The sequence below is a fragment of the Mycobacterium persicum genome, assembly GCF_002086675.1.
GTDB classification, from domain to species: domain Bacteria; phylum Actinomycetota; class Actinomycetes; order Mycobacteriales; family Mycobacteriaceae; genus Mycobacterium; species Mycobacterium persicum.
The window spans coordinates 130818-151589 of record NZ_MVIF01000002.1 but is presented as its reverse complement, the minus strand read 5'-3'; the positions used below and the strand labels follow the sequence as shown (position 1 = coordinate 151589).

The following is a 20772-nucleotide window of genomic DNA, read 5'->3' as shown; positions in this document are numbered from 1 at the left end:
CCGCTTCAGTTGAACCACTCCCGATGCAGACTCTGGCGCACCTGGCTTTGTCGCTCTTCGAGAATGTGGCCGAAGTCCTGCAGCAGCAACGGTTGACGCATCACGAGATGCTCGACGTGCTCGCGACCGATCTCCACCGTGGTCACCTCGTCGATCGCGTATGCGCTGGAGAGATTGGGCTGCCGGGTCAGCGCGGTCAGACCCAGAAATCCGCCTTCTTCCAGGGTGGTGATCGGCACCACCGATCCGTCGTCGGCCGTCGCGGTCAGCCGCACCAAGCCGGTGACGACGAACATCATCTCCGCGGGCACCTCACCCGCACACTGCACGATTTCGCCGGCGCCGTATCGCAGCATCCTCGCGTGCGACTGCAACGACTGCTGGTCGGCGTCGCTGAGCCGCAACGCCGGTCCGACCACCGTTTTCAGGGCGTCCCGCAGGCGCTCGGTGGTCGAGAAGTCGTCGTCGGCGCCGTCGAGGTGCAGGTTTTCCCGCCGGGCGGCATACCAGATCCAGCGCAGAAATGTCGCTCGCGCGGCACTTTCGTCAGCGGGTGACCGTAAGCCGATGGTGGTGCAGTACTCGGCGCCGCCGACCGGCTCGGAGGTAGGGACGGAACCGCTGTGGAGTTGCGGCAGCGCGCCGGCAATCCGCGACAGCATCGCACAAACCCGGTCGGGCGAGTCCGCCTCGGAAAATGTGGTCTTCACCGCCAGTTGGTAGCCGCCCGCCGGCCGGCTCAGATTGGTGAACGGTGTGCTGGCCAGCACCGAGTTCGGGGTGATCCGCAGGCCGCTGCCGGTGTCGATGTGGACGGCGCGCCAGTTCACCTCGACGATTCGTCCCCGCGCGGTGGCGGTGTCGAGCCAGTCGTCGATCTGAAAGGGCTGCTCGAACAACATGAACAGGCCGGACACAATCTGGCCGACTGAGTTCTGCAACATCAGGCCGATGACCACCGAGGTCACACCCACGGCGGTGAACAGTCCGCCGATCCGCACACCCCAGACATAGGACAGGATCACCGCAAGCCCGGCTCCGATGAGCACGAACCGGGCCACGTCCAGGAAGATCACCGGTAGCCGCTTGCGCCAGGAACCTTGCGGAGCTGCGGCGAAGACGGTCGCGTTGAGGCCGGACAACAGCAGCACTAGCACCAGGAAACCGAATACCGTGGTCAGAATCCGGACGGCGTTGTCGTGGGCCGGGACGCCCTCCGAATTCACGATGAGCAGCAGCAGCGCGCCCAGCGGCAGCAAGTAGTTGCGCAGCAGGCTGATCTGCCTGGCGAGGTGACTTCCCCTGCGGCGCAACGTGTGCTGCAACTCGGTGAGAATGACGATCAGGACGGGCAGTCCCAGCGCGACCGAGACCGCCCAATAGAACCACGAGGCGGTGAAGATGTTCATTGGCGTTCCACCAACCGCCAGATCTGCTGATCCGAACCTCCGACCGAAATGGTTCCGGCCGGCACGAACTTCCAGATGTCGCGCATCGCCTCGTACACCTGTGATGTGACGTAGATGCCGGGTTGCAGTGAGCCACTGTGCATTTGATAGGCCAGACTTACCGCGGCACCCCACATGTCGTAGGCGAGGCTGGCGCGACCGACCAAGCCGCTGATGACCTTGCCGGTATTGATGCCGACCCGCAGCCGGAGCTTGTGCCGTGACCGGCTGTTGAACCTGTCGATGATGCGCTGGATCTCGATGGCGAAGTCCACGCTTCGGTGGATGTTGTCCAGTCGCGGGGTGGTGGCGCCGCAGCTAGCCAGGTAGCCGTTGTGGAACGTTCGAATCCGCTCCACGCCAAGCGCTTCAGCCGCGGAGTCGAACTGCCGGAAAAGTTCGTTGACGACCGCGACCAGTTCGTCTCCGGAAAGGTCGTCGGACATGTCGTCGAGCCCCACCATGTCGGCGAAGATCACGGCGACGTCCTGGTGCTCCTGCGCGACGGTCTGGGCCCCCTCGCGATACCGCTGCACGACCGGTTCGGGCATCAGTGACAGCAGTAACCGATCGTTTTCGTTGCGTTGCTCGTTGAGCAACTCTTCTTTGATCTTGAGGTTGCGGCTCATCTCGTTGAAAGCCGCGGTGAGGTCCCCGAGCTCGTCGCGTGACCGCACCGGAACGGTCACCTCGTAGTCGCCGGCGGCGATTCTCTCGGTGCCGGCCTCTAGCCGTCGGATCGGGCGCACGAGCAGCTTGGCAAGCAGCATCGATACCACGCAGATCGCCAAGGTGATCCCGGCGACCGCCAGTACCAGAGTCTTGCCGAACGTGGACAGCCGCTGATAGGCATCCCAATCGTCCCTGGTCGCCAAGATCGACCAGTGCAGATCGGAGTTCGGCACATCCACCGGCGCATAGGCTTCCAGCTCCCGATTGCCCAGGTAGTCGGTGTCCTTCGTGACGCCGGTCTGTCCGCGTTGGGCCGCGCGAACCCCGGCGCTCGGGACCGGCTGCACCAGAACGGTGGTTTCCAGCCGGATCGCGCTGTCCACCACGTCGCGTGGAGTGCCGCCCGCCATCGCCTCCCGCCGATACTTGTCCCGGTCCTGCAGGAACAGCCGTGAATCGGAACGCATCAAGTTGTCCGGGCCCACCAGGTAGGTCTCGGTCGAGCGGCCCATGCCGACGGCTTCCCAGTGTTTGTGGGCGTTCATGATGTCGTTGATCTTCGAGATCGGCAGCGGCAACGCCATAACGCCTTCGATCTTGCCCGCCATCCCGATCGGCGACACCACCCATGCGGTGGGGGCGTCCAGCTGCGGCTGATACTGCTGGAAATCGGTGATCCATACGAAGTCAACGTTGTTGGAGCGCAACGCTTTCCGGTATGCGTCCCGCAAGACCGTTTCCCGATAGGGGCCGGTGAAGATGTTGGTACCCAGGTCGGGGCCCTTGCTCACGGTGTAGACGACATTGCCGTGAAGATCGAGCAACAGCGCGTCTCGATAGTCGAAGCGCGTGACGATCCCGCGGAAGAAGTCGTTGTAGCGGGCATTGGCCGCCGACCAGGCGCTGCCGTCACCGGCGTCGCCGCACAACACCGATTCGATCGCCGACGCGCACTGTGCGGTGTAGTTGGCCTGAAGGTACTTCTGCGAGTTGGAGGTCGGCAGCAGCGCATTGATGTCGACATCGTCACCGGTCAGCTGATTGATCGGTTTGACCATCGCGTTGCTGTAGTAATTGACGATCGACTCCTGCTGGGCCGGGCTGATCGTGGCGTTGGACAGCTGGTTGAAGCCATCGGTGAACGCCTCGATCGCCTGGACCGCACTGAAACCGCTGCTATACACCTCCAGGGAATTGGTGAACTCGCCGAATAGCCCCTCCAGCTGCCGCTTGTGCGACTCCCGCAATTCGAGCAGCCGCTCCGTTGCCACTTGCTGTAACGCATTGCGACCGGTCACATATCCGGTGAGACCGACCACCGCCACCGACATGATGCTGCACAGCAGCAGCGTCACCAATAACTTCGATTGGATGCCCATCCGGAACAACCGCAGCAGCCGGCGCCCACGACTCCCGGTTGGTGCCGGCTCTTGTTGGGATACCGGTTGCGTTGGCTGCCCCGATGTCACTCGGCTTCCTTTCGCTTACGGCGGCAAGACCGGCAGATCACGCAGCAGACTAACGCGAAAATGCAGGGAAAATCGGGTTTGGCCGAAAACATGCCGCCCCAGGGCCTGCTGCCCCCAGGAACGCCGCGGGTGCCCCGATGGCTTATGTTGGTCGATGGCCCGGTCATCACCGCGGCCGGACACTGGTCCGTTACCCCGGCGCCGCAACTTTGCCTCGGAGGGAACCTCGCATGCGAATCACAGCGCCCCTGGTTGTCCTGGCCGTCGTCGCGCTCGGCAGTCCGGCAATCGCCGCGGCCGCACCCAAGACCTACTGCGACGAGCTGAAGGGCGCCACTACCGGTCAGGTATGCCAGATTCAGGTTTCGGACCCGGCATACACCATCAATATCAGCCTCCCGAGTAACTACCCCGACCAGAAGTCGCTGCAAAGTTATGTCGCCCAGACCCGAGACGACTTCCTCAACGTCGCCAAATCGTCTGCTCCCCGCGATGCGCCCTACCAGTTGGAAATCACCTCGACCAACTACGAATCGGCGATACCGCCTCGCGGTACCCAGTCCTTGGTGCTCAAGGTCGTTCAGAACGTCGGCAGCGGGCAGCCGACGACGAAGTACAAGGCGTTCAACTGGGATCAGGGATATCGCAAGCCAATTACCTACGACACGCTGTGGCAGCCCAAGACCGACCCGCTGCCGATCGTCTTTCCCATCGTGCAGACTGCCCTGCAAAAGCAGACCGGACAGCAGGTAGCGCCCGCAGCCGGGTTGGATCCGGCAAACTACCAGAATTTCGCCATCACCAACGACGGAGTGACCTTTTTCTTCAACCCGGGTGAACTACTGCCCGAGTCCGCCGGCCCCACCCAGGCATCGGTCCCACGCTCCGCTATCGACTCGATGCTGGCTTAGCCGCGTGGCAAGGCAATTTGGCTGAAGAGCAAGACGGTGGTCTCGGAGCCGCTGACGCGACAGAAGTGGTTGCGGTTGTTTGGTGAGTTTGATCACCGCCACGGCTGGACGATGAACCCGGATCCGGGTTTCGGTCCGGACACGACGATCCGCTGAGGCCCCGCTCCGACTGTGCCGCTCGCAGTTGCCGAATCGGTGGTGCCCACCGTGAACGGTGGGGCCGGCGGCACATGCTGTCTCCGGTTCGGCGAACCGGCTGAGTTGCGAGATCGGCCGGTTCGGGTTTACTGAATGCGTTTGATTTCCGCGAACAAGGGAGGCAGTGTGCCAGGTGGCTGCGAAGGCAGCGCACCACCAGCAGGAGAACGCTTTTCATACCGGCCGGGGCAACAACTCTGCTTGACGTCGGGTGGGCTGGTGATGACGGCAGCCAGCTACCCCAGGCTATCGCTCCCAAACCGACGAGCGCGGCGACTACCCGCCCACCAACTCGATCAGGGTTTGTTTTGCACCCGAGTACCGATGCCCGACGTGGTTTGTGGCGTGGGCGGTGCCGAACGCGCTCACAACAAGATGGCGCACTGAATGTTCGGTGCCCTTAGCTGTGGAGGTTGTCGTGACTGATTGGTCGGGTGGGCGGTTTGGCGGCCCGAACCCGGTGGGTGGGTCGGATGCCGTCGATCCGGCTGCTGATCGCTGGCAATCGCAGGCCTCGCCACCGGGTCCGTGGGAGCACCAGCAACCGCCGGCCGCGGGGCCCTGGCAGCAACATCAGCCACTGCAGAACGGTTGGGGCAGCCCGCCGCCTCCGGTCGGCGTCGGCTGGCACCCACAGCCGGCTGGACCGGCGCCCATCGGGCCGCCGCTGCCGGGGCCACCGCCGGGCTGGTCACCGTCGCCGGGACTGCGCAAGAGCCGTAAGCCGTTATGGGTGACGCTGGCGGCCGGTGGCTCGGTGCTGGTGGTGGTGGCCATTGTCTTGGTCATCACCTTGGCCGGCGGTGGTGGCTCGGGCGGCGGCGGGTCGGCCGGCGACATGGTGAAGGGTTACCTGCAGGCACTGGCCCGCGGAGATGCCGAGACCGCGCTGTCCTACGGCGCCGACCAGCCGGCCACCAAGGAACTTCTCACCAGCGAGATCCTCAAAAAGCAGATCGCGCAATGGCCGATCAGCAACATCAGGATTCTCAGCGATGATTCGACGGGGGCTGGGGCGGCGGTCGGCTTCGCTCAGGTACATGTGGTCGTCAACTTCGGCGACAAGGTTTCCGACACCACCCTTTCGGTGAAAAAGGACCACGGCAGCTGGAAACTCCCGTCGGCGGCGATCAAGGTCAAGCCCGGAATCGCCGGCGACAGGGATGCTGCCGGCAAGACGGTGACATTCTTCGGTAAGCCCGTCGGTGACTCCACGGTATACGTGTTTCCCGGCTGGATCGACGTCGGCACCAGCAACCCGTACATCACGGTGACGGCCAAACCAATTTTGCTGGACCAGGTTTCGCTGATCAGCGAAACCTGGATACAGCCGACCTTCGTGCTCTCGGACAAGGGCCGCGACGCGGCCCGGGACCAGCTCGTCGCCGCGATGGCCAACTGTCAGAAGTCCAACCTGCTGGCCCCACCCGGCTGCCCGATGAGCGTGGATCCCTACGGCTTGGCCGACGGCACCGCTGCGTGGGGGCCCGCGGATATCAGCGCAGTCAAATTCGACAGCTTCGATCCCTATCGGCTGGCGCTGATGTTTTTCGGCGAGGCCAAAGCGCCGATAACGGTCAGGACCACCGGAGGCGCCACCAAGCAAGGCGAGGCAAGCCAGTTCCTTTCGGGCACCGCAGATCTGGCCAAGACACCGCCGGAACTGAAATTTCGATGAACCCCGACACCCTGTTGTCGATGTGTGAAAGGCCGCGATGACCGCCGTACGAGTGCAACCCAACCACCACGACATCGACGCCGCGCAGCGCAGCATCGCCGCGCTGTCACACGCGTTCACCACCAAGGTGGTCGGGCAGGACAATCTGCGTGAGTCGCTGCTGATCGGGTTGCTCGCCGGCGGGCATGTGTTGATCGAAAGCGTTCCGGGACTTGCCAAAACAACGGCAGCCAGGGTGATCGCCGAATCGATCCACGGCCGGTTCCAGCGCATCCAATGTACGCCGGACCTGCTACCCAGCGACATCCTCGGCACCCAGGTATACGAGGCCGAGACCAACTCATTTGCCACCCAACTGGGTCCGGTGCACGCCAACATCGTGCTCCTCGATGAGATCAACCGCTCCAGCGCCAAGACTCAAAGCGCGATGCTCGAGGCGATGGAAGAACGCCAGACCACGATCGCCGGAACGGTGTACCCGATCCCCCAACCGTTCCTGGTGATCGCCACCCAAAATCCGGTAGACCAGGAGGGCACCTACCCGTTGTCGGAAGCTCAGACCGACCGCTTCATGCTCAAAGACATCCTGCGCTATCCGAGCGCCCAGGAAGAGGTGGAGGTCATGGTCCGCCGCGACGCCGGTATCTATGACAAGGACCGGCCGATCGATCCAGTAATCGGTTTGGACGATGTGCGCCGCCTGCAAGCGGTGGTGCGCAATATCCACATGGATCCCGCCTTGATGCACTACGCGAGCCAGCTGGTTGCGGTAACCCGCAACCCATCACAGTTGTTGCCGCCGCAGCTGGCCCGCATGGTCGAGTACGGCGCCTCGCCGCGGGCCACTATCGCATTCTGCGAAAGCGCTCGAGCACTGGCACTGCTGCGCGGCCGTAACCATGTGCGGCCGGAAGACATTCAGCAGCTGGCCCATCGAGTGTTAGGACACCGGCTGATCCTGGGCTTTGAAGCCAGCAGCGCCAAGATCACTCCGCAGGTCGTCGTCGACGCGGTCCTGCAAGCGGTGCGGGTGCCCTAAACACACCATGGGCAAACACCTCAATCGAGCCAAACAGTACTTCGGCACCGACACCCGTGGACTTCTCGAAGGGGGCCGTTACGCGCTGCTGCACACCCGCAGCCTGGAATTCGACGACTTACGCCCCTATGTGGCCGGCGACGACATCCGTGACATCGACTGGAAAGCCTCGGCGCGCTCCGGGTCCGTGCTGATCAAACGCTACGTCTCCGAAAAGCACCACAAGATCCTGCTGATCGCCGATGCCGGACGCAACATGACCGCACTGGCGCCCAGCGGCGAGGTCAAACGCGACGTCGCGCTGCACGTCATGGGTGCGATCGGGTTGATCACGCTGAGCCGTTCCGACGAACTGGGCATGGTGTATGGAGATTCCCGCGGCAGCGCCAATATCCGGGCGCGCCGCGGCGAAACCCACGTCGAAAGTGTGCTGCACCGCTTCTACAGCCACACCTTCAGTCAACCCGCCACGAGTGACATTGTTACCCAATTAACCTACGTGGCAACGGGTTACCGTCGCCGCATGTTGGTCATCGTGATCTCCGACGAACCCGACGCCGATGCCCGGCTGGCCGGCGCGCTGCAACAGCTGTCCGGGCGTCACGACCTGATGTGGGCGATGGTCTCCGACATGCCTGCAGTGGGATCCGTCGAAGGCGAACGCGACGGCTACGACGTGGCCACCGGTGGCTACGTCATCAACGGCGCCACCCTGGGAACCCGGATCGTCGACGCGTACCGTCGCCGCGAAGCTGCACGGATCACCCAACTGGACGAGTTCTTGACCACGCGCGGTGTCCAATTCACTCGTGTCGGCAGTAGCGCCGAGATTCGCGCCAATATCGTCGCATTGACCGAGGCGTTCCAGCATGCCGGGTGACCTGCTGCGCTACCTTGGCGGCCCCACCGGATTCTCCAGCTGGTGGTGGGCGGTGGCCGCGATGTGCATTGCCACCACCCTCGCCTACTACGCCGGGGTATATGTGTGGACATTGCCCGCCGCGCGGCTGCGCCGTATCCCGGTTATCCGTGGGGTGCACGCGTATCTGCTGCGTAGGCGCTTCACCCGAACTGTCGCCATCATCGGCGGCCATTATGGCGCGGGTCGGCTGTCAGACGGGCAGGCCGCCGCGGCCATCAGCCGCACGCTGCGGAGTTTCCTGCACGTGTCCACCGGTGCACGGGTGCAGTACCTGCACATCGACGCCATCGCCGAGAATGCGCAACTCGCTTCGGCCGCACCGGTATTCATCGCGCTCAACGATGCCCAGTTCGCCACCGAACGCGTCGACATGCACGGCGTCATTCGCGCCGCAATGGAGGTGATCCGTACGTGGAGCTGAGATGGTGGGCCGTCTTCATCCTCGGCGCCGTCGCGCTGGCTGCGGTGATCGTCGCGGCACTGCTGGCGCCGATGGCCAAAATCACCAAGGTGCTGCGACCGCTGGCCCACGTCGATCGGCTCACCGGAATGCCCGAATACGCTCGCGTGGCCCGGATCCAATTCTGGTCGATGCTGACCGCCCTGGTGCTGCTGCTGGCGTTATTCGCCACGGCACTGCTGACCACCTCTCGCCCGGTCGGATTCTCCTCGGCCAGCCGCAATTTCGAAGCTGTACATCCCGAAGACATCATGGTCTGCGTTGGCGAGCCGGTCACCGACCCCACCACGGCCGGACTCTTGACCTACTTCGCCCGGCAGATCAAAACGTATGACACCCAACGCATCGGAATGACCTCAACCACGCTTCGGGTCGTGCCGTTGACCCGAGATTACGACTACGCCGGCACCCGATTCAGCCACTACGCCGAGATGGCTGCCCTGCAGCACCAGCTGGAGACCACCAAAGAGCTTCCTGGGCCCGAAGCCGAGGAACTGCGTGCCGGTATCAACGGCTTTTCCCGAAGACTCAGCTATGACGACTATGCGCGCAGCGTGCAAGACGCCTTGGCCCTGTGCATAACCGGGTTTCCCTCCTTCGAGGACAAGAGCACCCGGCGTCGCTCGCTTATTTATCTGGGGTACAGCAGCTTTCGCGCCCCGGAGGAGTCCCGACCGGCACTGTTCACCGACCAGCAGGTCAAGGACTTGGCGACCGGCGCGGGTGTGCAGATCAACGTCATCGCGCGCGCAGACGTGGTCAAGTCACCCGAGCAGTCCAACCAGGCGCTGGCCGCGATCGCCAACGCCACCGGCGGCCGCTACAGCGTCTACAACCCGGCCGGCACGGCCGGTGACACCAGCGCCGGCACCGACCCCACCCTGTCCGCTCTGCTGGACAAGATCCGTGCCAGTCCCCCCAACGTGGTATTGCCCAGCGGTACCATCGTCACCAGCCGATCCTGGGATTACCCCAACGTGCCGCTACTCTGCTCGCTGGCGGTGGCTGGACTGCTGTTCGTGTCGTTGGCGGTGCTACGGCGGTGACATTTGATCCGATCGTTCCGGCCGCCGCGCTGATCGTCATCGCCGTCGTGCTCATCACCATCCGGATGGCGGCCCTGTACCGGGTGCTGGTGCGCACCGGCACCGGCCGCTACCTGCGGGTGGTCCTGCGCTGGGGTGCGCTCACCGCAGCCGGGCTGCTCCTGGTTCTTGCCGCGGCCCGGCCCGGCCTGCCGCACGGCGACCCACACCGGCAAGCCGAGCCAAAACCCGCCAGCGGCTCGTCGGCCAATGCCAACGTGTTCTTTGTCGTCGACCGCTCGGTAGACAGCCGAGTCGAGGATTACGCCGACGCCAAGTCGCGTATGTCGGGCATCCGCGGCGACATCGCCGCGCTGATGGATCAATATCCGCGGGCACGTTTCGCGGTCATCAGCTTTGCCGCCAGGGCCGGCCTGGACTGGCCGTTATCTGACGATGTGTGGAGCCTCAAGCCGTTCGTCAAGGGGCTGTCGACCTACACCGAGGTCCCGCAGGACGCGATGTTTCAGGTCAACGCGGCCGCCGCCAACGACCTGCTGCGCGCCAAGCTCGCCGAAGCTGCCGGGCAATACCGTGATTCCAAGAACCTCGTGTTCTACTTCGGCGAGGGCGCTGGCGGCTCACGAGCCGCCCAGGGGGGCTTCGACATACCCCACGACACGATTGCGGGCGGCGCAGTGCTGGGCTACGGCACCCCCGCCGGTGGCCCGATCCCGCAGGCCTACGTCAACGGCGATCTTGTCTATATGTGGGACAAGCAAACCAACCGGGCCGCAAACTCCGGACTCAACGAAGACGCTCTCAAGGCGATCGCCGGCCAGCTTGGCGTGCCGTATTTTCACCGGGACAACAGCCCCATCACCCCCGTCGTGCCCGCCGTCGACCTGACCGGCACCCGATCAACAGCATCACCGGTGGTCGCGTCGGTCACCGTGGAGCGCACCGAGTTGTATTGGGCGTTCACCGGGCTGGCCTCAATACTGGCGCTCGGCGAAATTTCGTTGACACTGCGCGAATTCCGGCGCAATCGGATACCCCGACGAGCGAGGTCTTGATGCTGCGACGCGACCCCCGGCCCGCCGTGTACCGGGCCTGGCAACGCGCGACCTGGTGGTGGCAGCGCGGACCGCACCGGATCCGACTGCGACGACACCTGGTGGCCTACTCGGCGCCGATCGCGCTGGTGTTGCTGGCGACGGCCGGCAAGATCACCTCCACCATGCTGACCGGCGACGCTGCGGTGTCGGATTTCGCACATCACGACATCGACGCGCTGCGCGCCGACGTCGCCACCCTGAGCACGTTGAATATCATTGAGCCCGCCCGGGTGTCCTATATCGCCGGTGATCTCGCCGTGCTGGAAGGCCGACTCGAGGACGCCGAAAAGGACTTCACGAACGTGTTGGACCGCACCGGCGGTGCCGACTCCTGCGCGGCCCGGGTGAACCTGGAGCTGGTTCGCGAGACCCAAGGCGACCTGGCGGCTCGCAGTGCTGACATTTCCCGCGCCGAGGAGCGCTATTCTAGTGCGCTGCAACTCATTTCGAGCGCGCCGCCGCGCTGTTTCCAAGACAATACCGACCCCAACCCCGATCGTCGGCGCATCCGCAATGACGCCGCTGCGCGGCTCACCGACAAAATCAAAGCTCTACACCTGCCGCCGAGCCCGCCGCCGCCTACACCACAAACCGTCAACCCCCAGCCGCCCCCGACATCACTGACATCCACGTCACTGCCGCCACCGCCGCCACCTGGTGCCACGTCGACGCCGACACCGCCGCCCACGCCGCCCGGCCCTGGCGGCAACGGCCCGGTCTTCGGTCCCGGGGGCGGCGGGCCAAACGGCGGCCCCGACGTCATCAACGACGTCAGCCCGGATCGTATCCCCGTGTCCGGCAATGGCTCTGCGCCATCACATCGGCTGGGTACCGGCGATGGCGGCAACCCGCTCGATCGTCTTCAAAACGCCCTCGGCGACGCCGACGCCACCGGTGCCAGCAGCGAAGACGCCGCCGCTCACGCGTAACCCGCTGCCAAGACCGCCATTGCCAACGGTCACCGGCAAGATCGAAGCTGGCTTAGCCCACCCGCTCACGCCGTGTCACCCGCTGCGCCTTGCTTTGCCGTTCATCGATGAGCCGGCCCAGCTCTTGCAGCAACAGCGGCTTGTTCATGACGACGTGCTCGAGGTGTTCCCGGTCGATCTCGAGGGCGGTCATCTCCTCCACTGCCACCGCGCCGGCAGGGTTGGGTTGCCGGGTCAGGGCGGTCACCCCCAGAAACGCGCCCTGGTTGAGCGTGCCGATCGGGACAACGGAGCCGTCCTCCGCCGTCGCGGTCAGACGAACGCTGCCGGCGACGATGAAGGCCATTCCCGTGGGGACGACGCCCGCATGCTGCACGATCTCATCGGCGCCATAGCGCACCACCCTCGCGTAGGGAACCAGCGACTGCTGCTCGGTCAGACTCAGCCGCAGCTCCGGCCCCACCATCGTGCGCAACGCGTCCTGCACGCGGTCGGACGTCGAAAATTCGTCATCGGCCTCGTCGAGGTGCAGCGCTTCCCGTCGGGCGGCGTACCAGACCCACGGCAGAAATGTCGCCTGTGCGGCGCCGTCGTCGGCGGGTGATCTCAGCCGTACGGTGGTGCGGTACTCGCCGCCACCCAGTGCGACCGTTTCCGGCATGGTTCCCGACTTGAGCTGGGGTAGCCCGGCGGCAACCCGGGTCAGCATCGCACACACTTTGTTGGGTGCGTCGGCGAGGGCGAATTTCGTTGTGATGGTGCATTTGTGCGAGCCACCCGGCCGGGACAGATTCGTGAACGACGTGGTTGCCAGCATCGAGTTCGGGGTGATCCGCAAGCCGGTTCCGGTCTCGATGTGCACCGCGCGCCAGTTCACCTCCACAACGCGCCCCCGTGCGGTGGGCGTGTCCAGCCAATCGTCGATCCGGAACGGCTGCTCGAACAGCATGAACAACCCCGACACGATCTGGCCCACGGAGTTCTGCAGCATCAGGCCGATGACGACCGAGGTCACCCCCAAAGCGGTGAATATGCCCCCGACCCGGACCCCCCAGACGTAGGACAGGATCATCGCCAGGCCGACGCCGATCAGTGCAAACCGGGCCACGTCGAGGAAGATGGTGGGCAGCCGCTTGCGCCAACTGTCTTCCGGCGCTGACTGAAATACCGTGGCGTTGAGCGCCGACAATAGCAATACCAGCACCAGGAAGCCGAACAGTGTGGTGAGGATTCGCACCGCGGCGTCTCCGGCGGGGATCTGGGACGCCTTGACCAGGAGCAGCAGCAGGGCACCCAGCGGCAACAGATAGTTACGCAGCAGGCCGACCTGCCGGGCCAGATGGCTCTTGCGGCGGACCAGAGAGTTGTGCAACTCGGTGAGGATGATCAGCCCGACCGGTAATCCGATGGCGATGGCGACAGCCCAGTAAAACCACGGCGTACTCAGGACATTCATGATCGCTCCGACAATCGGTAGATGGGCTGGTCTACTCCGCCGACGGAGATGGCGCCCGCCGGGGTGAACTGCCGCACATCCCGCATCGCCTCGTACACCGGCGAGGTGACGTAGATTCCGGGTTGCGGTGAGCCACTGTGCGTTTGGTAAGCCAGGCTCACCGCGGCACCCCACATGTCATAGACGACGCTGGATCGGCCGACCAGCCCGCTGATGACGTTGCCGGTGTTGATGCCGGCCCGCAGGCGCAGTTCGTGACCCGTTTGCCGGTTGAACCGGTCGATGATGCGCCGCATTTCCAGCGCGAAGTCGATGGTCCGTGCGACATTGTCCAGCCGCGGCGTCGTCACCCCGCAACTGGCCAGGTAGCCGTTGTGTAATGTACGAATCCGTTCGACCCCAAGGGATTCCGCCGCTGAGTCGAACTGCCGGAACAAGTCGTCGACGATTCCGACCAGCTCGTTGCCCGAAAGGTCCCTGGAAATATCGTCGAGCCCCAGGATGTCGGCAAAGATCACCGTGACGTCTTGGTGCTCCTGGGCAATGGTCTTCTCCCCCTCGCGGTAACGCTGCACCACCGGCTCGGGCATCATCGACAGCAGCAGCCGGTCGTTTTCCCGACGCTGGTCGTTGAGCAGACCCTCCTTGATTTCCAGGTTTCGGCTCATCTCGTTGAAAGCCGCTGTGAGATCACCGATTTCGTCACGCGTGGTTACCGGAATGGTGACGTCGTAGTCGCCGGCGCTGATCTTCTGGGTACCAGCCTCCAGCCGCCGGACCGGCCGCACCATCGCCTGGGCGATCAGCATCGAAGCGACACAAATGCCGAGAATGATGGCCACGGTGACCAACACGAGGGCCTTGGTGAACGCGGCCACCGCCGCGAATGCCTCGGAGTTGTCGCGTGTCGCCAGAATCGACCAATGCAGGTCGGAATTGGGCACATCCAGCGGCGCGTAGGCCTCCAACTCCTTGTTGTCGGTGTAGTCGGTGGCGGTGATGGTTCCGGTTTGACCTCGCTGGGCGGCGCGCAAACCCGCGCTTGCGACGGGCTGTAGCAGCGTCGTGCCACCGAGTTGGATCGCGCGGTTCACCACGTCGAGCGGGGTGCCCGCGGCCACCGATTGTCGCCGGTATTCGTCGGGGTCCTCGACGAAGAGCCGCGAATCCGAACGCATGAGACTGTCCGGGCCCGCGAGATAGGTCTCCGTGCCCCGGCCCATGCCCGCGGCCTGCCACTGCTGGTTGGCGGTCATGATCCGGTTGATCTTGGCGATCGGCAGCGGCAGCGCGATCACACCTTGGGTTCTCCCGTCGGCCTCAACCGGCGCCACCAGCCATGCCGTCGGCACGTCCAGTTGCGGCTGATACGGCTTGAAGTCGGTGATCCAGATGAAGTCAACGGCGTTGGCGCCCAGCGCTTTAAGATAGGCGTCGCGCAGGTTGGATTCCCGGTACGGCCCGGTCAGGATGTTGGTGCCCAGGTCGGGATCCTTGCTCAGGCTGTAGATGATATTGCCCCGGGTGTCCAGCAACACCGCATCGTCGTAATCGAACCGGGTGACGATTTCGCGGAAGTAGCCGTTGAATCGCGCGTTGGCGGCCGACCATGCGCTGCCGTCACCGGCGTCGTCGAATCGCATCGAATCCTGATCCGACGTGAACGGCGCGGTGTAGTAGGCCTGCAGATACTTCTGGGCCGGCGACGTCGGCAGCAACGCGGTGATATCGAGCTTTTCGCCCGTCGTTCGTTCCACCGGTTTGATGAGCTGGTCGGTGTAGTAGTTGACAATCGCCTGCTGCTGAGCCGGGTTGATGGTCGCGTCGGCCAATTGGTCAAACCCGGCGGTGAACTGCGTGACCGCCTGCACCACCGTCAATCCCCGCGCATAGATGACCAACGAATTCGTCAGATCGGCAAACAGCGTCTCGATCGCCCGCTTCTGCGATTCGCGCAATTCGGTCAACCGTTCGTATGCGGCTTCCCGTAGTGAGGCACGGCCGGTTTGGTAACCGACGATAACGACCGCGGCCACCGAAACGATGCTCGACAGCAGCAGCAGCACCATGAGCTTGGACTGGATGCTCACCCGGAACCGCGGCCGGCGGCGGCTCTCTTTCCTCAAGCTCTTGGGAATGATGCTGGTCTGAACCGGGGCGGCGGGTGCCTCCGGCACGGAATCTGTTGCCTCGCCCGATATCACCGGCTTCCTTCCTACTTCCTCGGTACAGAGCACCGAACCACCTCGCAGACTAGCGCCGTCACGCGCTGGTAAACGATGTTTGCCAACAATGTGATGACCAGGGCCGAGCGTTGTTAACGTCGGCACAATGACGGCGCGGCGGGTCTGTGTGGTGGGCAGCCTGAACATGGATCTGACGTTCGCCGTCACCACGCTGCCGCGCCCGGGCGAGACGGTGCTGGCATCGACGGTGAACCGTGCGCCCGGAGGCAAGGGAGGCAATCAGGCGGTGGCCGCCGCACGCGCGGGCGCGCACGTCCAGTTCATCGGCGCCGTGGGCGACGACGCGGCCGCCGAGCAGCTGCGGGCCCACCTGTTGGCCAACGGTGTCGGCATTGACGGAATGGTCCGGGTGCCCGGCCCGAGCGGGACGGCGATCATCGTGGTCGACACCGGCGCCGAGAACACCATCGTGGTCGCTCCCGGCGCGAATGGGCAGTTGACGCTGCCGCCCGCGGCGGTCGGCGACTGCGACGTGTTGCTGACCCAGTTGGAGATTCCGCCGGACGCGGCGGTGGCCGCGGCCCGGCAGGCCCGGTCGGCCGGCGCGGTCGTCATGGTCAATGCCTCCCCGGCCGGCCGACTACACGGCGCGGGGCCCGAACTGGCGGCGGTGGCCGACGTCGTGATCGCCAACGAGTCCGAAGCCCAGCAATGGCGTTGGTCGCCGGCCCACCTGGTGGTCACCCGCGGCGCGCGCGGTGCCCGCTACGTCGGTGTCGACGGCGAACTGGACGTGGCCGCCCCCGCAGTGACCGCGGTGGACACCACCGGAGCCGGTGACGTATTCGCCGGGGTGCTGGCTGCCCATTGGCCACCGGACCCTGCTTCGCCCGCTCAACGACTGCGCGCTTTGCAACGGGCCTGCGCGGCAGGGGCACTGGCGACCACGGTGGCGGGCGCCGGAGATTGTGCGCCGCCCGCCGAAGCGATCGAGGCGGCACTCACGTAGGTTCGCGGCGCACGTCGTGGGCGATCGCCAGACCGTCGGCCGCCTCGAGCTCATCGGAGGACTGCGTCAGCAGCAACCGGCTGCGGGTCGGCGACAACAGCACCGACTGGTAGTGGTGCGGCGTGCGCGCCGCGAAGATGAGCCGATTGATCCGCAGCAGCGCGGCGCCGATCGCGGTCTCGAGCAGCTGCGCATTGCGGGGACCGGCGATCTCGGCGGTGATCTCGTGCTGCACCCGGTCCACGACCGCCCCGGTTCGTTTCACCAGTTCGTATAGCGGGGCCTCGCGCAGCGCGGATTCGGTCAGCGTGCCGGCCAATTCGGCCGGCAACCAGACGTCGCTGACGATCAACGGCTCGCCGGTGCGGCGTTGCCGCCGCAACCGCACCACGTGCAGTAGCTCGCCGGTCGTCTGCAGCGCTCGAGCCACCGCCCGCGGCGGTCGCCGCACGCCGAGTTCGATTATCTCGGCTCCGGTTTCGAACTGGGTCTGGCGCAACCCCTCCAGATACGAGCGGACGGGTGCTGACTGGTCAACTGGAACCTCTTCGGGCACAAAGGAACCCACACCGTGCCTGCGCTGGATATAGCCCTGCTCGGCCAGGTCGGCCAGGGCGCGCCGCACGGTGATCCGCGAAACCCCGAATTGCTCGCACAACGCCTGTTCGGTGGGTAGCGCATCCCCGGGGGCGAGCACGCCGCGCTCGATCTCATCGTGCAGCACCAGGTAGAGCTGCCGGTGCAGCGGCACGCCGGCGCTGGCCGACACGGGTGCGGTTTTGCCGCCGGCTTGATGCACGGTGCCCATGCTTTCACATCTCTGCGGTTGCCACCCCCCATCGGGTTGTTATATGTATATAACAACTTCGTCACAGAGAGGACCGACATCCATGCCAACCACACCGGCCCGCCGCCGACTGCGAGCCCTGCTTGACACTCGTGAAATCGTGGTCGCCCCAGGTGTTTTCGACGGGATCTCGGCGCACCTGACCAAGCGCACCGGTCACGTCGCGGCGTATCTGACCGGCTCCGGTGTGGCGGCCTCCGGTTTCGGCCTACCCGACATCGGCCTGGTCACCGCATCGGAGATGGCCGAGCGGGCGCGGATGGTCGTCGGCGCACTGGGCGACGTGCCGCTCATCGCCGACGCGGACACCGGCTACGGCGCCCCCAAGAACGTGGTGCGTACCGTCCGCTCCTACGACAACGCCGGGGTGGCCGCCATCCAGTTGGAAGACCAGGCATTTCCCAAGCGATGCGGCCATCTGCCGGACAAACGGGTGGTGGACGCCGCGGTGTTCGAGCAGACTCTTGCGGCGGCGCTCGACACCCGCTCCGACGACGGGCTGTTGATCGTGGCGCGCACCGACGCCAGGGCCCCGCTGGGCCTGGATGCCGCCATCGAACGCGCCAACCGCTACGCCGCCGCGGGCGCCGACATCGTCTTCGTCGAGGCTCCGCAGAGTATCGGTGAAATCGAGCGCATCGCAGCCGAAGTCGAGGCCCCGCTATTGATTAATCTGGTGATCGGCGGCCTGACTCCGCAGCTGCCGGTGACGCGACTGCAGGAACTGGGTTACGCGGTGGCGATCCATCCGGGTCAGCTGGTGCGACGCGCGACGGCGGCCATGCTGGCGGCGCTGTGTGAACTCAACGGGACCGACTCCGCGGCCCACCGGGCCGGGACCCCCGCCGACTTCTTCGACCTGGTCGGTCTGAAGGAGTGGTCGGACATCGAAGCCAGGTACACGCCGACGGAGGCCTGCGCATGGGCATGACCATCATCGAGAAGATCTTCGCCCGCAAGACCGGTCAAAGCACGGTGTCACCTGGCGACATCGTCGTCGTCGATGTCGACACGACCGTGTTGATCGATCTTCAGTTCGCCAGGGAATGGGTGCAGCCCAACCGAATTCATGATCCCGAGAAATTAGCGGTGGTGATGGATCATGCCGTGCCGGCGCCGACCGTCCGGGACGCCGCCGGCGGTCAGCGTGCCCGTAAATTCGTCGCCGACTTCGGGATCCGGCGCTTCTACGACGTTGGCCGGCATGGCATCAGCCATCAGGTCATCGCCGAGAACGGACTGGCCCGGCCGGGAGAAGTACTGGCGTGTAGTGACTCCCATACCTGCGCCGCCGGCGCCTACAACACCGCGGCCCGTGGACTGGGAGCCGCCGAGGTGTACTCCATCATGTGCACCGGCCAAACCTGGTACCACGTCGCACCGACCATCCGCTACGAGTTCTACGGCGTCAAACCGGACACCGTCAGCGGCAAAGACATCTTCCTGCACATCGCCAACCGCTACGGTGACGCCGCCAACCGCAATCTCGAGTACGGCGGCGGCGGTCTGGCCAGCATCCCGATATCCGATCGGCGCACCATCGCCACCCAGGGAGCCGAGTTATCGGCGGATTTCAGCATTTTCGAGGCCGACGACGTGCTGACTGGTCACCTGCAAGACGCTGGTGTCAGCGGATACCGCGTGGCGACACCTGATTGCGATGCCGATTACCATGACGTCCGCCCCGTCGACCTGGCGACCCTCGAACCCTACGTGGCTCTTCCGGGCACCGTCAGTCGCAACGGTCTGCCCGTTTCGCAGGTGGGCACCCAGCGTGTCGACCAGGCATTCATCGGATCCTGCGCCAACGGCCAACTCGAGGACCTCGAAATCACCGCGCGGGTGCTGCACGGCCGCAGCATCGCGCCCGGGGTGCGACTGCTGGTCACGCCCGCATCCCAAGCGGTGTACCGGGAGGCCATGCGGCTGGGCTACTTACAGGACATCGCCGACGCCGGCGCCGTCGTCACCAACTCCACCTGCGGCGCCTGCTTCGGCTACCACATGGGACTGGTCGGCCCCGGCGAAGTGTGCATCACCTCGAGCACCCGAAACTTCACCGGTCGGATGGGCAGCACCGAGGCGCGCATCTTCATGGCCGCACCGGCGACCGTCGCCGCCTCCGCGGTCACCGGTTACATCACCGACCCGAGGAGTTTGGTTGCATGACGCTCACTTTCAGCGGCAGGGTGTGGGTCTTCGGTGACAACCTGAACACCGACGCCATGTACCCGGCCTATGCCATGAAAATGGATCCGTCCGAGGCGGCCAGGCATGTTTTCCACCAGCTACGCCCCGGCTGGACCGACGAGGTGTCGCCCGGCGATATCCTGGTGGCCGGCAAGAACTTCGGCGTCGGATCGTCGCGGCCGGTTGCGGCCCTGTTCGTCGAGCTCGGTATCGCCGGGCTGGTCGCCGAGGAATTCAACTCCCTGTTCTTCCGCAATGCGGTCAACGCCGGACTGCCCGCAATGACGATGCCCCAGGCCACCAGCGTCTTTGACGAAGGCGACCACGCAACGTTCGATCTCGCCGAGGGCAGTTGGCGCAACGACACCACCGGAGTGCGCGGAACGGTGCCCGCCCTGCCCGACTTGATCCTCGAGATCATCGACGGCGGCGGTGTCCTACCGCGGCTGGCGGCACAGGGTTATCTGCCGCCTCACCAAAAGGATTGACCCGTCAAACGCGTTGGTCGTCGCGGTCGCTGAGGAATCGTTCGGGGTGGTGGTAAGCGTTGGTGCGGGGCTGTCCGCGATCGAGGTGCGCCGGCGGTATCCATTCGGTATCGCCTCGGGTGTTCTTGCGGGTGCGCCAGCCTTTTTCGGCGAGTCGGTTGTCGACTCCGCGGGCCAGGGTGAGGTCGTCGATGTCGGTGCGCCCGGTGGTGGCCCTCTGCGCCGATCAGGCCGTCTCGTTGGGCGGCCGGCCGCGGTGGCGGACAACTGCGGCGCCAACCGCTCACCGGTCAGCGCCCGCCGCGGCCCCAGATCAGCCGCTTCATCGATGCGCCGCCCGGCCTCGACCTTGGTGATGCGCAACCTGTCGGCCAGCGCCGAACGCAGCGTGCCGCCCAGCTCGGTCTCGCCGGCCTGCGCGCCGAGCTGATTGATCAGCGCATGCTGCGGGGTTCGCAGCCGCCGCGCCGCGCGCTCCAAACGCTCCAGCGCACGCGATCGCTCGGGGGTGGTGAGCACCGCAAAAGACAACTCACACAACCGGTCCAGCTCCGCATCGAGCGCATCGAAGACCTCGACGATGTCGTCACGACCGCTCGCACCATGCCTGAAATCTTACGAACACCCACCGACATGAATTGCCGTCATGTGACCATAGAAACCACAGTGACACAAGGGATTAGATCAAATCAACGATGTTCTGGTATCTGGAAGATTCATGGTTATC

Annotated in this window: 17 protein-coding genes and 1 pseudogene; 12 read left to right on the top strand and 6 right to left on the bottom strand. The window is 65.0% G+C overall.

The window, feature by feature from the left end; translation table 11 throughout:
- Nucleotides 1-5: 5 nt before the first annotated feature.
- A complete protein-coding gene (locus BST40_RS01830) occupies nt 6-1409 on the bottom strand; it encodes a mechanosensitive ion channel family protein (protein ID WP_075548344.1) in 1404 nt (467 codons plus the stop codon).
- Nucleotides 1406-3589 carry an adenylate/guanylate cyclase domain-containing protein gene (locus BST40_RS01825; RefSeq protein WP_083153220.1) on the bottom strand — a complete coding sequence of 728 codons (2184 nt, stop codon included), beginning with the start codon at nt 3587-3589 and terminating at the stop codon, nt 1406-1408. The genes BST40_RS01830 and BST40_RS01825 overlap by 4 nt, the downstream gene beginning before the upstream one ends.
- A 230-nt stretch (nt 3590-3819) precedes the next feature.
- On the opposite strand from BST40_RS01825, the gene BST40_RS01820 reads away from it, so the two are divergent.
- The 8 genes from BST40_RS01820 to BST40_RS01785 all read left to right on the top strand — a co-directional run bounded on the left by BST40_RS01820 (nt 3820) and on the right by BST40_RS01785 (nt 11869).
- Nucleotides 3820-4500 (top strand): esterase, encoded by a 681-nt coding sequence (locus tag BST40_RS01820; RefSeq protein ID WP_083153218.1) that lies wholly within the window; start codon nt 3820-3822, stop codon nt 4498-4500.
- A 616-nt stretch (nt 4501-5116) separates the two neighbouring features.
- The gene (locus BST40_RS01815) at nt 5117-6376 is read left to right on the top strand and encodes a DUF4878 domain-containing protein (protein WP_131808334.1); all 1260 of its coding nucleotides are present in this window, start codon (nt 5117-5119) and stop codon (nt 6374-6376) included.
- A 37-nt stretch (nt 6377-6413) separates the two neighbouring features.
- Nucleotides 6414-7415: an AAA family ATPase gene (locus tag BST40_RS01810; RefSeq protein ID WP_075548348.1), complete on the top strand. Its 1002-nt coding sequence runs from the start codon at nt 6414-6416 to the stop codon at nt 7413-7415.
- A 7-nt stretch (nt 7416-7422) separates the two neighbouring features.
- On the top strand, nt 7423-8295 hold the full coding sequence (locus BST40_RS01805; protein ID WP_083153216.1) for a DUF58 domain-containing protein: 873 nt from the start codon (nt 7423-7425) through the stop codon (nt 8293-8295).
- Nucleotides 8285-8758 carry a hypothetical protein gene (locus BST40_RS01800; protein ID WP_083153214.1) on the top strand — a complete coding sequence of 158 codons (474 nt, stop codon included), beginning with the start codon at nt 8285-8287 and terminating at the stop codon, nt 8756-8758. The genes BST40_RS01805 and BST40_RS01800 overlap by 11 nt, the downstream gene beginning before the upstream one ends.
- Nucleotides 8749-9843 (top strand): hypothetical protein, encoded by a 1095-nt coding sequence (locus BST40_RS01795; protein ID WP_083153212.1) that lies wholly within the window; start codon nt 8749-8751, stop codon nt 9841-9843. Before BST40_RS01800 ends, BST40_RS01795 begins: the two co-directional genes overlap by 10 nt.
- Complete coding sequence (locus BST40_RS01790; RefSeq protein WP_083153210.1) at nt 9840-10898, top strand: vWA domain-containing protein; 1059 nt, start codon at nt 9840-9842, stop codon at nt 10896-10898. Before BST40_RS01795 ends, BST40_RS01790 begins: the two co-directional genes overlap by 4 nt.
- Complete coding sequence (locus tag BST40_RS01785) at nt 10898-11869, top strand: hypothetical protein (protein ID WP_083153208.1); 972 nt, start codon at nt 10898-10900, stop codon at nt 11867-11869. Before BST40_RS01790 ends, BST40_RS01785 begins: the two co-directional genes overlap by 1 nt.
- Before the next feature lie 52 nt (nt 11870-11921).
- On the opposite strand, the gene BST40_RS01780 is transcribed toward BST40_RS01785, so the two are convergent.
- A complete protein-coding gene (locus BST40_RS01780) occupies nt 11922-13325 on the bottom strand; it encodes a mechanosensitive ion channel family protein (RefSeq protein ID WP_075548354.1) in 1404 nt (467 codons plus the stop codon).
- Entirely contained in the window at nt 13322-15529 is a 2208-nt protein-coding gene (locus BST40_RS01775) for an adenylate/guanylate cyclase domain-containing protein (protein ID WP_083153206.1), read from the bottom strand. The genes BST40_RS01780 and BST40_RS01775 overlap by 4 nt, the downstream gene beginning before the upstream one ends.
- Before the next feature lie 127 nt (nt 15530-15656).
- Here BST40_RS01775 and BST40_RS01770 point away from each other — a divergent pair, with 127 nt between their 5' ends.
- Nucleotides 15657-16520, top strand: a complete 864-nt coding sequence (locus BST40_RS01770; protein ID WP_089024970.1) for a ribokinase — start codon at nt 15657-15659, stop codon at nt 16518-16520.
- Here BST40_RS01770 and BST40_RS01765 read toward each other — a convergent pair.
- On the bottom strand, nt 16513-17328 hold the full coding sequence (locus BST40_RS01765) for a GntR family transcriptional regulator (protein ID WP_075548356.1): 816 nt from the start codon (nt 17326-17328) through the stop codon (nt 16513-16515). The two genes, BST40_RS01770 and BST40_RS01765, sit on opposite strands and share 8 nt — an antisense overlap.
- 82 nt (nt 17329-17410) lie before the next feature.
- Between BST40_RS01765 and BST40_RS01760 the strand changes: the two genes are divergently transcribed.
- From BST40_RS01760 to BST40_RS01750, 3 genes are read left to right on the top strand one after another with little or no spacing between them, the layout of a single operon-like run.
- Nucleotides 17411-18298, top strand: coding sequence for an isocitrate lyase/PEP mutase family protein (locus BST40_RS01760; protein ID WP_075548357.1), 888 nt, complete (start codon nt 17411-17413; stop codon nt 18296-18298).
- Nucleotides 18289-19536 (top strand): aconitase/3-isopropylmalate dehydratase large subunit family protein, encoded by a 1248-nt coding sequence (locus BST40_RS01755; protein WP_083153204.1) that lies wholly within the window; start codon nt 18289-18291, stop codon nt 19534-19536. Before BST40_RS01760 ends, BST40_RS01755 begins: the two co-directional genes overlap by 10 nt.
- Nucleotides 19533-20045, top strand: a complete 513-nt coding sequence (locus BST40_RS01750; RefSeq protein WP_075548359.1) for a LeuD/DmdB family oxidoreductase small subunit — start codon at nt 19533-19535, stop codon at nt 20043-20045. Before BST40_RS01755 ends, BST40_RS01750 begins: the two co-directional genes overlap by 4 nt.
- A gap of 194 nt (nt 20046-20239) precedes the next feature.
- On the opposite strand, the pseudogene BST40_RS01745 reads toward BST40_RS01750, so the two are convergent.
- Nucleotides 20240-20627, bottom strand: a pseudogene (locus tag BST40_RS01745) (DUF222 domain-containing protein); the annotation flags it as partial.
- Nucleotides 20628-20772 lie beyond the last annotated feature (145 nt).

What these genes read in the sequence shown, in the direction of transcription:
- BST40_RS01830 (WP_075548344.1), bottom strand. Translation starts at nt 1,409, where the DNA reads ATGAACATCTTCACCGCCTCGTGGTTCTATTGGGCGGTCTCGGTCGCG.
- BST40_RS01820 (WP_083153218.1), top strand. Translation starts at nt 3,820, where the DNA reads ATGCGAATCACAGCGCCCCTGGTTGTCCTGGCCGTCGTCGCGCTCGGC.
- BST40_RS01810 (WP_075548348.1), top strand. Translation starts at nt 6,414, where the DNA reads ATGACCGCCGTACGAGTGCAACCCAACCACCACGACATCGACGCCGCG.
- BST40_RS01805 (WP_083153216.1), top strand. Translation starts at nt 7,423, where the DNA reads ATGGGCAAACACCTCAATCGAGCCAAACAGTACTTCGGCACCGACACC.
- BST40_RS01800 (WP_083153214.1), top strand. Translation starts at nt 8,285, where the DNA reads ATGCCGGGTGACCTGCTGCGCTACCTTGGCGGCCCCACCGGATTCTCC.
- BST40_RS01785 (WP_083153208.1), top strand. Translation starts at nt 10,898, where the DNA reads ATGCTGCGACGCGACCCCCGGCCCGCCGTGTACCGGGCCTGGCAACGC.
- BST40_RS01780 (WP_075548354.1), bottom strand. Translation starts at nt 13,325, where the DNA reads ATGAATGTCCTGAGTACGCCGTGGTTTTACTGGGCTGTCGCCATCGCC.
- BST40_RS01770 (WP_089024970.1), top strand. Translation starts at nt 15,657, where the DNA reads ATGACGGCGCGGCGGGTCTGTGTGGTGGGCAGCCTGAACATGGATCTG.
- BST40_RS01765 (WP_075548356.1), bottom strand. Translation starts at nt 17,328, where the DNA reads ATGGGCACCGTGCATCAAGCCGGCGGCAAAACCGCACCCGTGTCGGCC.
- BST40_RS01760 (WP_075548357.1), top strand. Translation starts at nt 17,411, where the DNA reads ATGCCAACCACACCGGCCCGCCGCCGACTGCGAGCCCTGCTTGACACT.
- BST40_RS01755 (WP_083153204.1), top strand. Translation starts at nt 18,289, where the DNA reads ATGGGCATGACCATCATCGAGAAGATCTTCGCCCGCAAGACCGGTCAA.
- BST40_RS01750 (WP_075548359.1), top strand. Translation starts at nt 19,533, where the DNA reads ATGACGCTCACTTTCAGCGGCAGGGTGTGGGTCTTCGGTGACAACCTG.